The organism is Mesorhizobium sp. M1227, from assembly GCF_040318315.1.
Classification (GTDB): domain Bacteria; phylum Pseudomonadota; class Alphaproteobacteria; order Rhizobiales; family Rhizobiaceae; genus Mesorhizobium.
Genome location: NZ_JAMYLZ010000029.1, coordinates 14,436 through 30,102 on the forward strand (window position 1 = coordinate 14,436; position 15,667 = coordinate 30,102).

Consider the following 15,667-nt stretch of genomic DNA (forward strand, 5'->3'; position numbering starts at 1 on the left):
CCGTTAAGAAAGACAGCAAGATTCCTTTTATGTTTTCGGCCTAATGCTCTTCCGATGCGTAGGTCGAGTTTTAGTAAAATTATAGCGATTGCCGCGCCGCTGGCGCTTTCGGGCTGCGCGACGCCACCGAACCATATCAACGATGTGTGCGCCGTTTTCGACCAGAATGACGGCTGGTTCGACAATTGGCAGGCGGCGGCACAACGCACCGAGCAGAAATACGGTGTGCCGGTTCCCGTGCTGATGGCGACGGTGCGCAAGGAATCCGGCTTCAAGAGCAACGCAAGGCCGCCGCGCACCAAGCTGCTGGGCTTCATTCCCTGGAAACATATCTCCAGCGCCACCGGCTTCTCGCAGGCGCTCGACGGCACCTGGGCGCAATACCAGAACGAGACCGGAAGCTGGGCGGCGCGCCGCACCAGGTTTGCCGATGCCGTCGATTTCGTCGGCTGGTATCATTCCAAGACCGCCGACACGCTCGGCGTCGCCCGCAACGACACCTACAATCTGTATCTCGCCTACTATCTCGGCTGGAATGCCTACAAGCGCGGCAGTCGCGGCGACGCCGACGTGCAGCGCTATGCGCATGCCACCGAACAGATGGCGCAGGACTACGCCGCGCAGCTACGGCAATGCGCGCCCTAGCCTATTAACGGCTCTCAGCCGCCCTTGGGTTTGCGCGGCTTGCGCGTGGCGTCCTCGGCCTGTCGGCCGTCGCCGACAGTCGGCGGCATGATTGGTGCCACCACGCTGTCGGCAGAGCTTGAGGTGCCGGTCTCTGAAACCTCGTCGCGAACCTCGTGACGGCGGGCTTTGGCGACCGCTTCGGCATTCTCCACTGCCTGGCCCTCGGCATCGGCTTCAACGCTGCCAGTCTTTCCATGCGGGCGCTTGGGCGGATCTCCGGCAAAGCCCGGGCCAACACCGTGGTTTGCATCATCCGGCACGCCCTCATTTGCGGCGTGCTCCTTGTCGAATTTGATCACCGGCTCCATTTTCGCCAGCACGTCGTCGGACAGCCAGCACAGGCTCATATGGCCGTCGCCGAGATTTTTGACTGGCGGCACCTTGGTTTCGCAAAGGTTGTCCGGCACCAGTTTCTTGTAGCCGCAGCGCGTCTGGAACGGACAGCCGGACGGCGGGTTCATCGCCGAAGGGATGTCGCCCTCCAGCACGATGTGCTTCTTGACCACGCTTGTGTCGGCGATCGGGATCGCCGACAGCAATGCCTCGGTGTAGGGGTGATAGGGCGGCGCGAATATCTGGTCGGTCGTGCCTTGCTCAACGATATAGCCGAGATACATGACGACTACGCGGTCGGCGATGTAGCGCACCACCGACAGATCGTGGCTGATGAACAGCATCGTCGTCTTGTTCTTGCGCTGGATGTCCATCAAGAGCTCGGTGACCGCGGCCTGGACCGACACATCCAGTGCCGAGACCGGCTCGTCGGCCACCACCACCTTGGCGTCGCCGGCAAAGGCCCGCGCCACGCCGATGCGCTGTTTCTGGCCGCCTGAAAGCTGGCGCGGCTTGCGCGTCTCGAACGCCCTCGGCAGCTTCACCAGGTCCAGCAGTTCCAGCATTCGCTTGCGGCGGTCGGCCACCGTGTCGCCGACGTTGAACTTTTCCAGCGTACGGATGATCTGCGAACCGACCGAATGGCTGGGATTGAGCGTGTCGAACGGATTTTGGAACACCATCTGGATCGATGACACCGTGTCGACGCTGCGCTTCTCGATCCCGGTCGACTGAATCTCCTTGTTGCCGAGCTTGACGCGGCCGGAGCTTGCCGTTTCGAGGCCGAGCAGCACCTTGGCCAGGGTCGATTTTCCGCAGCCGGATTCGCCGACGATAGCGACGGTCTCGGATTCGCGCGCCATGAACGAGATCGTCTCGTTGGCCTTGACGACACGGCCCTCGCTCGAGCCGAACACTTCGCTGCCACCGACCTTGTAGTACTTCCGGAGGTCTTCGATCTGGAGCACCGGCGCACCGGGTACCACCCGCTCGTTGACCTTCTTGGCGCCGGGTGGCAGCGCCTCCCAGTCGATCTCGTTGAAGCGCACACAGCGCGAGAAATGCCCGTCATGGCCTTCGACCGCGATCATCGGAATTTCGGCGGCGTTGCAGACGCCCTCGACGAAATGGTGGCAGCGCGGGCCGAAATTGCAGCCCTTCGGCCGCTCGTGCGGTAGCGGCAACTGCCCCGGGATGGATATCAGCGGCCGCGAATTCTTGTCGGCGCCCGGCAACGGGATCGAGCGGAACAGGCCTTGCGTGTAGGGATGGCGCATCCGGTCGAAGACGTCCTTGATCCTGCCGGTCTCCACCGCTTCGCCCGAATACATCACCGTGATGCGGTCGCAGGTCTCCAGGATCAGGCCGAGGTTGTGCGACACGAAGATCATCGAGGTGCCGAACTTCTCGCCCAGCCCCTTGACCAAGTCGACGATGCCGGCCTCAACCGTCACGTCGAGCGCTGTCGTCGGCTCGTCGAGCAGAAGCAGCGCCGGCTTCGACAGCAGCGCCATGGCAATGACGATGCGCTGCTGCTGACCGCCGGAAAGCTGGTGCGGGTAGGAACGCATCATGCGCTCGGGATCCGGCAGCTTCACCGCGCGCACCATTTCCAAGGCGCGTTTGTAAGCTTCGTCCTTCGACACCTTGTCGTGGATCAGTGGCACTTCCATCAGCTGCTGGCCGACCTTCATCGCCGGGTTAAGACTGGCCATCGGCTCCTGGTAGATCATCGCGATCTTGTTGCCGCGGATAGCTCGCAGTTCCTCGTCGGACAGTTCTCCCATGTCCTTGCCCTGGAATTTGATCTTTCCGCCGACGATCTTTCCGATGTTGGAGAGGTCGCGCATGATGCCCAGCGACACGGTCGACTTGCCGCAGCCGGATTCGCCGACAATACCCATCGCCTCGCCAGGCATGACCGTGCAGGAAAAATCCATGACTGCCGGGATTTCGCCCTTGCGGGTGAAGAAGGAGATCGACAGGTTCTCGATCTCGATGATCGGGCCATTCGTCGGCTTGGCGGGATTTCGAACTGCCTCATTCATGGGTCGCTCCAATCCTTGTTCTTCAGGCATGTCGGGCCGAACCCGGCATCGATCTTCCCGGCGTCAATCTTTCCCGGCATCAATCTTTCATAGACTGTTCGCGCAGCGAATCCGCCAGGAGGTTGAGGCCGAGCACGAACGACATCAATGCGATCGTCGGCGGCAGCGCCGGGTGGATGAAGGAGCGCAGCAGCCGGCTTGCATCCTTGATCGCCGTGCCCCAGTCCGGGCTTTCCGGCGCCAGTCCCAGCCCGAAATAGCCGAGCGTACCGAGCAGGATCGTGGTGTAGCCGATGCGCAGGCAGGCGTCGACGATAAGCGGCCCGCGCGCATTGGGCAATATCTCCCACAGCATGATGTACCAGGGCGATTCACCGCGCGTTTGTGCCGCCGCAACATAGTCGCGCGTTTTGATATCCATGACCAGGCCGCGCACGATGCGGAACACGCCGGGGCTGGAGGCGAACACCACCGCCACGAAGATGTTGAGCTGGTTGGGATCGATGTGGATGATCTTGAACGGATCGGCATCGAAGACAAGGCCTGCATAGATCCAGCCGCCAAGTACCAACGTCAGGCCAAGCAGGATATAGAGGCGGTCGGGGCGGTTCTTGTAGCGTGTCCAGAACAGCACACTGAAGAAGATGATCGGAAACAGGAAGAACAGCCCTGCCATCGCGTAGGGGATCGGCGTGTCCATGATGCCCGGCGTCACCAGCAGGTAGAACAGGAGGATCACCGGGAAGGCCAGCACAAGGTTGGCGAGGAAGGACAGCACCGTGTCGATCTTGCCGCCATAATAGCCGGCCGGCAGGCCGAGCGTAATGCCGACCATCAGCGCAAAACCGGTCGCCGCCGGCGCGATGATCAGCACGATCTGGCTGCCATAGACCATGCGGGAGAACACGTCGCGGGCGAGCTTGTCGCCGCCGAAATAGTATACAAGTTTCGACGCCGGCTCGATTGCGCCCGGCAGCGCGTCCTTCATGATCGGCACTTGGGCGAGCGGATCGAAGGGCGAGATGGTCGACGCGAAGATCGCCGTAAACAGCCAGAACAGGCAGATGCCGACGCCGACGATGCCGACGCCGCTGTCGAAAAGCTGGCCGTAAAGGCCTAGCTTCTTCTTGTAGCCGAAGCTCGCCCCCATCACCAGGGCGAGAGCGATCCAGACCGGCCAGAAGCGGGCAAGCACGCCGAGTACGACGTTGAAGGCGCTGAGATATTCGACCTGCATCCGCCCGGTCTCCTATTGAACTCTGATGCGCGGATTGAGGAACGCGTAGCCGACATCGGAGATGAGCTGTGTGATCAGGACGATAAACACCGAGACCAGCGAGCAGCCGAGCAGAAGATCGATGTCGTTGTTGCCGGCGGCCTCGACCAGGGTGTAGCCGAACCCCTGGTAGCGGAACATCACCTCGACGATGACGACGCCGGTGAGCAGCCAGGGAAACTGCAGCATGATGACCGTGAACGGTGCGATCAGGGCGTTGCGCAGAGCGTGCTTTACCACCACGCTGCCGAAGGAGAGGCCCTTCAGCCGGGCGGTGCGGATATATTGCTGTGTCATTACCTCGACCATCGAGGCGCGGGTCATGCGAGCGATGTAGCCGATGCCGTATATCGCCAGCGTCATCACCGGCAAGGTGAAATTATAGAAGGTGATGCCTTGGCTGGCCGAGGCCGCCGAACCGTTCAGCACGCCGAGCCAGGAGGCAAAGATCACGGTGAAGATGACGCCCGAAACATATTCGGGCGTCGCCGTCGAGGCGATCGAAGCCACCGACAATGTGCGGTCGGTGCGTGAACCCTCGCGCATGCCCGCGAGAATACCGATCAAAAGCGAGATCGGCACCATTACGGCCAGCACGCAGAGCATCAGGATGCCGGTGGCGCTGAGCGCCGGAAAGAGTTTCGAGGCGACCGTCGTCTTGAACTTGGTCGAGCAACCGAAATCGCCTTGCAGGATGCCGGAGAATGTCGGCACGACCGGATCGTTGCAGAAGGAGAAACGCTGTGCGGGCTTGCCGGTCGCCGGGTCGGTCACCGGCTGCTTGGGCATGATGCCCAGCCATTGGCCGTAGCGGATAAAGAAATTCTGCCGATAGCCATGGTTGACCAGCCAAGCCTCAAGTTGCTCGGCGGATGTGTGCATTTCGGTCTGGCTGATCGCGAGCTTCTTCAGATTAGGCCCGAGATTGACCAGGAAGAAGACGATCATCGTCAGGCACAGCATCGTCACTGCCATGGTGCCGAGACGCCTGATAACGAAAGAAAGCATGGCGGTCCCCTGCCGGTCGGGTTGGGGGGTGGAACCGGTTTGCAAGCCGTGCGCTGCCGCCAGCGGCAGAACAAGCCTTCAGACCAGTCCCAGATGCAATACCCTTTTTATTGCAGACCCAGGCCGAAGAGTCCGCAACTTTTTGCTGCGCCGACTTCCGGTCCAAGGACCATGCAAAGAGCGAGGGAAAGGGGCGAGACGCCCCTTTCCGGATCGTCCGGTCAGGCCTGGTCGAGCCAGACCTTGCCGTAGTCGCGCTCGAAGGTCGGGTGCATCTTGTAGTTCTGCACCGCCTTGACCGAATGGCTGTAGAGCTTGCGCCAATAAGGCTGGATGATAATGCCGGAATCCTGCAGGATCTGCTCGATATCCTTCATCATTTCCTTGCGCTTGGCGGCGTCGGCAACTGCCAGCGCAGCGTTGAGCTTGGCATCCCACTCCGGATTCGACCAGGCCGTCTCGTTCCAGGCCTCACCTGTGCGATAGCCGATCGCCAGAACCTGGACGCCGAGCGGCCGCATGTTCCAGTTGGTCATCGACAGCGGATACTTCGTCCAGTCGTTCCAGAAGGTCGAACCTGGCAGCACTGTACGCTTGACCTTGATGCCGGCGTCGCGCATCTGCGCGGCGATCGCATCGCCTGTGTTCTTGTGCCAGTCTTCGTCGACCGTGATCAGTTCGTGCTCGAAATCGGCCTGGCCGGCTTCGGCCATCAGCGCCTTTGCCTTGGCCGGGTCGCGAGCAATCTTCGGCAATTCATAGTATTCCGGATGGATCGGGGCGACATGGTGGTTTTCGGCAACCGTGCCGGCATTGCCGTAGCCGAGTTGCAGGACGACATTGTTGTCGACCGCGAGCTGCAGGGCGTTGCGAACCTTCTGGTCGCCGTAAGGCTTGTTGGTCACATTGGTACGGCAGACGATCGTCGAGGCGGTGACGATCTCCGACTTCACCAAATCCATGCCGTCGAGGATCGACACATAGTCGGCCGACGTCTCGAAGTTGGTGTGCACCTCGCCTGCCTCGAAAGCGCTGACCATCGCCGCCGGATCGGTGCCGTAGTCGATGAACTCGATGCCGTCGAGGAAGACGTCACCATCCCACCATTTGTTGTCTTCGCGGCGCTTGTAGACCACTTTCTGGCCGACATCGTAGGAGACCAACTCGAACGGGCCGGTTCCGATCGGGCAGGACTTGAAGTCGCCGCCTTTTTCGTCGAACGTCTTGTGGACGATGAGGCCGGGATAGTCGCACACGTTGGGAATGAGGGCGATATCCGGCTTGCTGAGCGTCAGCTTGATCGTGTGGTCATCGACCTTGGTCACCGCGCTCTCATCCAGCTTGTCGTCCTTGACCAGCGAACCGAGGCGACCCGGCATGGAATTGCCTTCGGCCTTCTTGTCGGCCCAACGCTTGAGGTTGAAGATGACGTCGTCTGCGGTGAACGGATCGCCGTTGTTCCAGGTGACGCCTTTGCGCACATGCAGCGTGTATTCGGTGGCGTCGTCATTCACGTCCCAGCTCTCCAGCAGATAGGGGCGGAACGTGTATTCGGTGGTGTATTTGACCAGCGGCTCGAGCGCCTGGCGCTCGGCATTGGCGATTTCCGACCAGTCGGACTTGCGCGGATCCTTCGGATCCTTGATCCATTGCGCGACCTTCAGTATGCCGCCTTTCTTGCCCTTCACCTCTTCCGCCTTGGCCGGCGTGGGGTCTGCGAGGCCAAGCATGCCATAAGCCATCGCCGTCGACGCGCCGAAGACGCTGGCGAGAGCCAGAAATTCGCGACGATCCATCTTGCCTGCCTTGGCATCTTCGGCCATGGCCAGGATGTGATCGGGAACGCGGTCGCCGTTACTCTTGTAGATCGTCATGACTAACTCCCATTGTTGGCTTTCTGCCTTTTAACATTCCGCATCCGCGCCATGATGTCAAAGACGGCAGGGATTGGGAACATGCCAAGGAATGTGCAACTTTGAAAGCAGGGCGGTTCGCGCGATAACGACAGTCTTGGCGCAAATTTGCTACTGCGCCAGGGATTTCGTCCGAAATCCCCACGGGCAATTAAACTGGGACATTCGCCGCTGCGCCGTTCGTTCTTCGGACAACCAACTGTTCCGCGCGAACGGCCGGTTTCAATATTCCCGTTCGTAGAAAACACCGCCTTTGGCTTCGCCGGCGTCGGTTGCCTCGCCACGCAGCTTGACGCCGCGCCCAACGTCGAGATCGACGGTTGCCTTGCCCGAGCCCGGCCTGTCGCCCTTCTGGATCGTCACATAGGTACGGTCGTTGAGATACTTGCCCGCCGAGACGGCAGTGCCACCCTGTTCATCGGTGATTACGTCGAGATCGTCGACTCCGATTGCGCTGCGCAGGTTCTGCAGCAGAGAGGTCGAGCCGCCGACGCCGGCGAGTTGTCCGGCAGCCTCGGCAAGCTGCGCGATCTGCAGCGGCGACAGGTTCGACATCGAACGGCCGAAGATCAGCTGCGCCAGCACCTCATCCTCCGGCAACGCGGGTACCGAGGAGAAGGTGAATTTCGGGTTGTTCGCCTCGCCCGACACCACGATGGTCACGGTGGCGCTGGTCGTCTTCGACTGCGCGGTGAGATTGAGGTAGGGCACCAGAGAGCCGGAAAAGCCGACGGTGCCTTCGGTAAAGGTCAGCCGCTTGGCAAGGATCGTCAGCCGCCCGCGCCGCAAGGTGAAGGTGCCGACCGCCTGGGGTGACGATGCCGGGCCGGTCAGCCGCAGCGAACCGCCGAGCTCGGCGTCGACACCCCTGCCCTGGATGAAGATCTGGCTCGGCGCATTGACCGTGACGTCGAGGTTGAGGCCGCTGCCGCCGCCGCCACTGCTTGCAGCGGCCGGGCGCAACGCCTTGTCCTGCGCACGCACGGCGGCCGGCGCATTCTTGTGCTTGACGTTGAGCTCGGCCAGCGAGCCGGGCAGCTTTTCGGGTACGGTGATGACGGTCTTGGCCAGGTTGACCGTACCGGAAATCACCGGCGCGGAGGTGAGCGGTCCCTTGACGGTCAGGTCGCCGCCAAGATTGGCGGTGACCACCTTGCCGTCGGTATAGCGGCCATCGACGAGCTTGACCGACAGGTCGGCCGGAAAACCTTTTGCCGGATCGATGCCGACGGTGCCGCTGGCCGAAAGGCTGCCGCGTGTCGACAGCGTGCCGGTCAGGCGGTTGATCCTGGCCACGCCATTGCCGATAGCGACATCGGCAGTGATGTCGTTGATCGCAAGCCCCGATCGCGCATCGACCAGACGGGCGCCCGACGTGCGGACCGTGCCTGAGATCACCGGCGACGTCGCCGGGCCGCGCACCTGCACATCGACGTCGGCCGTGCCGCTGAGGGACAGGCCTTGCGCGGCGAGTGTCCTGGTGAGGAAGGCGAACGGCACCTTGCCGGAAAAGTTGAGATCAAGGGTGAGCGCGCCTGATGTCGTCATCGTGCCGCCGCCCTTGAGGCCGAGGCCGGCGGCATCGCTCATGTTGGCGTCGAAGGTCAGTCTGTTGCCCGAATACGTACCTGAGGATGAAACGCCAATGCCGCCGAAACCTGCACCACGGGTCTGCGACGTCTGAACGCCTGCGGCGTCGATCTTGAAGGCAACGGCCGGATTGGCCGGCGCGCCCGTCACCTTCACCGTGCCCGAGATGGAACCGGCGGCATCGAGGCCCGGCGAAAAACTGTTGGCTATCGAGATCGGGACGCGGGCCAGCGTCGCGTTGAGGTCGAACGCCTGCCCAGCCTTGCCCGTGACCGTCGCCGTGCCGCCGCCGAGGTTGAGCACCAGCCTGTCGAGGCTGGTCACTCCATTGGCGATGTTGATGGTCGAGGCCTGGGCGATGGCCGCCTTGATGCCGCGGATGGTCGCCTCGCCGGAGGCAAGTTCGACCGTCGTCGTGCCCTTGACCGCCTTGACCCGGCCGGCCGCCCTCAGCGGAATATCCTTGACGGTGGCGCCACCGGAAAAGCCGGTCCATTCGCCGTCGCGCTTGAGATCGACGTTGACGCCCCGAATAGCCGTTCCGCCGGAAGTTACGCTGTCGGCACGGATTTTGCCCGAGATCACCGGTGCCGCCAGATAGTTGGCGATCAGCGCATCGATGCTCACGGCCTTGGCCGAGACATCGCCGCGCGAGATCGAGGCCGTCGTCGCCTTGACGGCGACTTGCGGCACGGTACCCGCCTTGGAGAAGGCGATCGTGCCGCGCACATCGCCATCGGCCTTTTCCAGTGCCAGGGCCGCAAGCGGACCGATATCGGGCAGGTCGAGCGCCACGGTGCCGGCCGGAACGAAGGCATCGTCGAGCGCCAAGTCGCCGGAGATACGGTTCTTGCCGAGCGACAGCAAAAGCCCGTTGATGGCGCGTTTGCCGTCCGATGTCGCCAGCACGGCGCTGCCCTGCAGCGGTTGGCCGCCGACATTTCCGGTGAGTTGCACATTCGCAGCCGGGTTGGCGGCATCAGCCTTGCCGGTGGCGGTGAACTTCAATCCGGTGATCTCACGCGCGGCCACCGAAAGCTTGTCGCTGTTGACAGTCAGCGACAGATCCGGCGCGGTGCTGGCGCCTTGCGCATTCAGCGCGAAAGAGATGGCGCCTTTGGCGTCCTTGGATAGCAGCGAGACGTCGCCTAGCGCGCCTTTGACGTCGGCGCTGAGCTTGTTGTCGGCAAGGCTCGCCTGGCCGTCTGCCGTCAGCGAACCGGACGACAGCCTGACGGTATTGGCGGTGACATTGCCATTGACGTCCCGCTTCAGCGCGGCACTGAATTGCGTTCGCTCGGCGAGCACGCCACGTACCGACCCCGGCAGTGCCGCCGAGGCGGCGTCCGCCTTGACATTGAGGTCGATGGCGCCGTCGGCCAGCGAGACCCGCCCGTTGAAGCCGCTGTTCAACGCGTCGCTGGTCACGGTGCCGCTATCGATGATGACAGCGTCGGCGGCCAGGCTGCCGGCGACCTTGGCAGTGATTTTCCCTGCAATCAGCGGCGCGACGGTCGGATTGTCGATTCCGAGTTTTTCGGCGGTCACCAAGCCGGAGATCGGCCCGCTCCGGGCTTTCACGTCAAAGCGATCGGAGTGCAGCGCAAGCGTGATGCCCTCGATCATAGCTAGATTGGTGGCGGCCGATGGCAGCGTCGCGGAAATGTCGAGCTTCGGCTGGGCGCCCTGCCCGGCCGCCGTTAGCGATATCGCCTGTAGCTCGAGCTTGATCGGGCTCTCCTTGCTGCCAAGCGACAACGGCAGGCTCGGACCGGTAGAGGCCAGGTCGAGCGAAAAATCGCTGGCACCGTTCGGATTGATGGTGCCGGCTGCCTTGCCGGAGATTTTCTCGCCGGCAAGCGTCGCCTGCTCGATGGCCAGGCCGCTGGCCGACGAGAAACGGCCTGCCGCGTCGAGATCCAGCGGCCCGAGCCCAGCCTGCCGGGTCTGGCTGGTTTCGGCGCCGCTGAGCCGGGCGATGAAGCGAATATCTGGGGCAGCCGACGATCCGGTGACCTGCGCGGTGCCGCTGAGCGCGCCCACGGCATCGAGACCCGGTGAAAAATCATTGGCAAGCGCTGCCGGCACCGCCGACAAGGTGGCAGCGAGATCAAGCGTCTGGCCGGCCGTACCCGACACGGCAACCGAACCACCGCCGACACCGAGCGCCAATTTCTCTATGCTCACCTTGCCATTGGCGATTGTCAGCGCTGATGGCTGCGCGACAGCTGCCTTGATGCCGCGGATGGTCGCCTCGCCCGAGGCAAGCTCGATGCTGGTGGTGCCGTTCGCAACCCTGACCCGCCCGGACGCGCTGGCAGGAATGCCGGCGACCGTGGCGCCGCCGCTAAAGCCGGTCCAGTCGCCATTGCGCTTCAGGTCGACATCGATGCCGCTGATCACCGTGGTTCCTGAGGTGATCGTGTCGGCCTTGATCTTGCCGGCGATTGCCGGTGCTTTGAGATAATTGGCGACCAGCGCGTTGACGGCGATTGTCTTCGCCGCCAGTTCGCCGCGCGAAATCACGGTGCTCGTCGCATCGATCGCGACCGTCGGCGCTCCGTTGTCGTTCGCAAAGCGGATGGTGCCGCGCACGTCGCCGGCTACCGACTGGCCTGCGAGTGCGGCCAGCGGAGCAATATCGGCGGCATCGAGGGTCAACGTGCCGAGTGGCAGCAGGTTGTCGTCGAGCCCGAGGTCGCCGGAGACCTTGTTGTCGGCTAACGAGACGGCAAGTCCATTGATGGAGCGCTTGCCGTCGGTTGTGACCAGCGATGCCTTGAGGTCGAGCGGCTGGTCGTCGACCGAGCCGGCCAGCGAGACATCGGCGGCTGGACTGGCGATATCGGCCTTGCCGCTCGCGGTCAACTTGATCTGTTTCACCATATGACCGGACGCCGTCAGGCTGTCGCTGTTGGCCGAAACCGAGAAATCCGGTGCGCTGCGCGCGCCGCTTGCGGTCAGGGCGAAACCGACGGCGCCGCCGACCTTGGCGCCGGCCAGCGGCGACAGCACTGACACGTCGCCGAGCGTGCCCTTGATATCGGCCCGGATATCGGTGCCTTGCGCACTAGCGGTGCCGCTGGCGCTAAGTGTGCCGGAGGTGAGTTGCAATGCGTTGGCGGCGAACGCACCGTCCGGGTCGCGTGTCGCGGTTGCGGAAAACTGCACGCGCTCGCCGAGAACCGAGCTGATTTGCGGCGGCAGCGCCGTCGAAGCCGCGTCGGCATTCATCTTGAGCGTCATCGACAGATCGGCAAGCGCCACTGTGGCTGTTACGGACGCATTGAGCGCGTCGCTGCGTAGCGTGCCTTCGTCGACGACAATCTGTTCTTTGCTGACGGAGCCGGCGAGACCGGCGCTGACCCTGCCCGTTATCAGCGGCGCCAAAGTCGCGACGTCGGTGTTCAGGCCGGCCGCCGTCAGCTTGATGGTGACCGCCCCGCTACGGTTCTGGATGTCGAAACCATCGGAATGCACTTGCCCGATCAGGTCGTCCACCCGCGTGCCGCCCGCCACCACCGAGACCAGCGACGCGCCGATATCCATCATCGGCGCCTTGCCATCGCCGAAAGCGCGGGCCGTGGCATCCTTGATTGCCACGGTTATCGGTTGCGCCTCGCTGCCGAGGCTGAGCACGATCGGCGGCCCCTTTGCGGCGAGCTTCACCGAAAGGTCGCTGGCGCCCTTCGGATCGACAATGCCGGCGGCGGTCGCGTGCAAGGCGCCGCTGTCGATATTGGCGCGCTCGACATCGACGCCGCCGGCCGCGGTCGCCGTGCCGGCGAGGTCGAAGGTGGTCTTGCCGGCAAACAGCGGTTTCAGGGTTTCGGGCAGGAAGCGCTCGAACTCGCCATCGCCCTTGGCCTCGACATAATGACCCTTGTCGGTGAGCTGATGGCGACCGGTAAGCTGGGTGACGATCCGGCCGTCGACAACGAAGGTCCCGATGCCATTCCAGTTGGCGAGCGGTCCGGTGCCGGAAACGACAATGTTGACCGGCGGCGCGCCCGGCAGGTTGAGCAGGTTGGCGATGATGCCGCCGGCCGGCTCGGATGCCTTAAGGTCGAGGTCGAGCTTGTTGTCGGCCGGCGCGAAATGGGCTTTGGCGTCGACCGTGCCTTGCTTGCCGTCGTGGCGAACGATGTTGAGGTTGGTCTCGATCGCCAACGGTGAGGCGTCCGCCTTGAGCGCTCCCTTGGCTGCAAGTTCGGCGACACCGCTACCGGCCAGAGCCTGCCCGAGCGCGATTTCGGGAAGGTCGAGTAGCCTGACGTCGATGGAAACCGGCAGCGTCGTCGCTCCGCTTTGGCTCGGCTGCGTATTGGCCGCCGGCAGCCTTGCCAACTCGATACGCTCGGCCCCAATGCGATCGGCGCTGAAGCTCTTCGACAGGAGTGCCAGCGGCGACCAATCGACGGCCACGTTGCGCGCCACCATCCAGGCGCCTTCGCGATCCTCCAGAACGACATGATCGACCCTCAGCGCGCCCGACCAGATGCCGTCGATGCCGACGACAGTCACCTTGCGGTCGCCGGTCGAGGCCATGGTCGAGATGATGCCGGCAAGGTTTTCGCGGCCGCGCTCGGTTTTGGTCAGCACGACGACCGCCCCCACCGCCGCTGCCACGACGATGAGCAGCGTATAGAAAAGAATACGGAGGATGCGCCTGAATATTGCCATCAGAATGCCTGGCCGATTCCGGCATAAATGCCGAAATGAGGATCGTCAGGACCGCGGTTGAGAGGCACCGCCGCGTCGACGCGCAGCGGCCCGAACGCCGTCAGATAGCGCAAGCCTACACCCGCGCCGACCTTTATGTCCGAAAAATCGGGGACCTGCCTGGTCGACACCGTGCCGGCATCGACGAACGGCACGACGCCGATCTTGTCGGTGACAGCGATGCGCATCTCGACCGAGGTCTCGAAGAAGGAAAGCCCGCCGATCGGCTCTCCATTGCTGTCCTTCGGGCCGATGCCTTGATAGGCATAGCCGCGCACCGAACCGCCGCCGCCTGAGTAGAAGCGTCGATCTGCCGGAACATCTTGAAGACTGGCGCCGACGATGGAGCCGATGGCGACACGTTCGGCGAAAACGAATTTCGAGGCCGAATCGAGTGACTGGTAGGCCGACCCCTCGCCCTTCAGCTTGACAAACGCAGCCCCGCTCAAAATGTCGTAGCTCGGCTCACCATAGGCCAGCACCCTGAAGCCCCGGGTCGGATTGAGCTTGCTGTCGCGATTGTCGTAGACATATTGCAGTGGAATGCTGGCGATCAGATAGGTGTGCTTGCCGAAAGCGTCGTGGATCCTCGAATAATCCAGCGCGACTTGCGCGGAAACCGTCTGCTTCTTGTCCAGTTCGTAGGACAGGCCGGTGCTGCCCTTGACCGAGAAATGGTCGTAGGCGTCGGGGTGTTCCAGCACGGTATTGACGCTGGCAATGAATTTCGACGCAGGCCCGACCACGCCCGGCTTTTCGAACATGACGCCGGCATTGTAATTGAGCTGGGTCAAGTCGTTGCTGCCGATGCCGCTGATCTTGCCGTCGATGCGCAGCTTTTCGGCGCGGCCAAACAGATTGCGATGCCCCCAATAGCCTTCGAGGCCCAGCCCTTCGGTGTTTGAGAAGCTGCCGCCAATGCCGAAATAGCGCGGCTTGCGTTCGCTTACCTGGACACCGATCGGGATGTTGCCCTCGGCGTCGAGTGCGTCGGCTTCCTTCACCGTCACGCTGTTGAAGACCTCGAGCCCGAGCAGCCGGTCGCGCGCATCGTCGATCTCATCGGGCGAATATTGGCGGCCGCGCTTAAGGCCGGTCATATATTCGGTGAAGTCGCGGTCGACCTTTTCGGTGCCCTCGACAGTGGTGTCGCCATAGCCGGCGACCGGGCCGGCCGCGACGGCAAGCGTCACGTCGAGCGTCGAACCGGCGTGCTCGGCGACGATCTCGCGGCCCGTCACCTTGGCCAGCGGCCTGCCTTCTTGCTTGAGTGCCCGCACGATCGCCGCCTCGGCCTTGAGCACGGCGCCCGAACTGGCGTCACCGCCTGCGATCAGGCCGAAATCGGCACTTGCCAGCCCCGCCGCATCGCCTTCCAGCCTGATGTTGCCAAGCGTGAATTTCGGCCCGGCTGCTATGCTTATCACCACCGGTATCGGCTGCGGACCCGAAAACTCGGCATCGGGCGGCAGATCGTCGAGCGGCTTGCCCTGAATAGTGATGGTGACGACACCCTCGTAGCGGGCGTCAGTGTAGAGTGCGGCAACAAGTTGTTCACGGTCGCTGCGCGCCTTGGCCAGCAGGCCGAGAGAACCGGATACCGGGTGTTCCTCGTCGGCCTTCAGCGCCGAGGCGTTTTCGAGCTTCTCGGCGAGATCCTTGTCGGCGTCCGGCGCCTCGATCGTCACCGCATAGCGCAGCGGGTCGACGATATCGGCATCTTCGTCTTTGGATCCCCACAGCTTGATGCCGAAAATCTCGAAGGCTGCCGCACTTCCGGTTTCGGCAACAAGTGCCGTAGAGCACAACAATGCGAAAAGCAGGGCGCGCGAAAGCGCGCGCCGTGGCGCGGTTCCTCCCGACATCTGCCTTTCATACGCCGGCATTACGCTCCTAGCCTAGCTCGCAAACCTAAAATTGGAATGAAGTTCTGAAGCACTCGTAAAGGGGCCACAATCCAATTGCTGAAATAGACAGGGCTTGGAACTCACACCTTCTGCGTCGCCGCAAGAAAGCGTGATCCCCTGTCCTATGGAGCTACTACCGGTCACCGGCCGGAAAGCAAACCGTTGGCAGGCGGATCCTGCCGC

7 protein-coding genes are annotated in these 15,667 nt (G+C 62.9%); 1 reads left to right on the forward strand and 6 read right to left on the reverse strand.

Going from position 1 to position 15,667, the window contains the following annotated elements; all coding sequences use genetic code 11:
- The first annotated feature begins 54 nt into the window (after positions 1–54).
- Positions 55–645, forward strand: coding sequence for a transglycosylase SLT domain-containing protein (locus NKH28_RS25750; RefSeq protein ID WP_352980714.1), 591 nt, complete (start codon positions 55–57; stop codon positions 643–645).
- Between the two features lie 14 nt (positions 646–659).
- Here NKH28_RS25750 and NKH28_RS25755 read toward each other — a convergent pair whose 3' ends face one another.
- The 6 genes from NKH28_RS25755 to NKH28_RS25780 all read right to left on the reverse strand — a co-directional run bounded on the left by NKH28_RS25755 (position 660) and on the right by NKH28_RS25780 (position 15,463).
- Complete coding sequence (locus NKH28_RS25755; RefSeq protein ID WP_352980715.1) at positions 660–3,068, reverse strand: dipeptide ABC transporter ATP-binding protein; 2,409 nt, start codon at positions 3,066–3,068, stop codon at positions 660–662.
- A 79-nt stretch (positions 3,069–3,147) separates the two neighbouring features.
- Positions 3,148–4,305 (reverse strand): ABC transporter permease, encoded by a 1,158-nt coding sequence (locus NKH28_RS25760; protein WP_352473527.1) that lies wholly within the window; start codon positions 4,303–4,305, stop codon positions 3,148–3,150.
- Between the two features lie 12 nt (positions 4,306–4,317).
- The gene (locus tag NKH28_RS25765) at positions 4,318–5,352 is read right to left on the reverse strand and encodes an ABC transporter permease (protein WP_352473525.1); all 1,035 of its coding nucleotides are present in this window, start codon (positions 5,350–5,352) and stop codon (positions 4,318–4,320) included.
- Positions 5,353–5,573: 221 nt separating this feature from the next.
- Positions 5,574–7,226, reverse strand: coding sequence for an ABC transporter substrate-binding protein (locus NKH28_RS25770; RefSeq protein WP_352980716.1), 1,653 nt, complete (start codon positions 7,224–7,226; stop codon positions 5,574–5,576).
- A gap of 261 nt (positions 7,227–7,487) precedes the next feature.
- Positions 7,488–13,538 (reverse strand): translocation/assembly module TamB domain-containing protein, encoded by a 6,051-nt coding sequence (locus NKH28_RS25775; RefSeq protein WP_352980717.1) that lies wholly within the window; start codon positions 13,536–13,538, stop codon positions 7,488–7,490.
- Positions 13,538–15,463 carry an autotransporter assembly complex protein TamA gene (locus tag NKH28_RS25780; RefSeq protein WP_352980718.1) on the reverse strand — a complete coding sequence of 642 codons (1,926 nt, stop codon included), beginning with the start codon at positions 15,461–15,463 and terminating at the stop codon, positions 13,538–13,540. Before NKH28_RS25780 ends, NKH28_RS25775 begins: the two co-directional genes overlap by 1 nt.
- Positions 15,464–15,667: the final 204 nt, after the last annotated feature.

Coding starts and splice junctions, on each gene's coding strand:
- NKH28_RS25770 (WP_352980716.1), bottom strand. CDS start 7,226: ATGACGATCTACAAGAGTAACGGCGACCGCGTTCCCGATCACATCCTG.
- NKH28_RS25765 (WP_352473525.1), bottom strand. CDS start 5,352: ATGCTTTCTTTCGTTATCAGGCGTCTCGGCACCATGGCAGTGACGATG.
- NKH28_RS25775 (WP_352980717.1), bottom strand. CDS start 13,538: ATGGCAATATTCAGGCGCATCCTCCGTATTCTTTTCTATACGCTGCTC.
- NKH28_RS25760 (WP_352473527.1), bottom strand. CDS start 4,305: ATGCAGGTCGAATATCTCAGCGCCTTCAACGTCGTACTCGGCGTGCTT.
- NKH28_RS25750 (WP_352980714.1), top strand. CDS start 55: ATGCGTAGGTCGAGTTTTAGTAAAATTATAGCGATTGCCGCGCCGCTG.
- NKH28_RS25780 (WP_352980718.1), bottom strand. CDS start 15,463: ATGCCGGCGTATGAAAGGCAGATGTCGGGAGGAACCGCGCCACGGCGC.
- NKH28_RS25755 (WP_352980715.1), bottom strand. CDS start 3,068: ATGAATGAGGCAGTTCGAAATCCCGCCAAGCCGACGAATGGCCCGATC.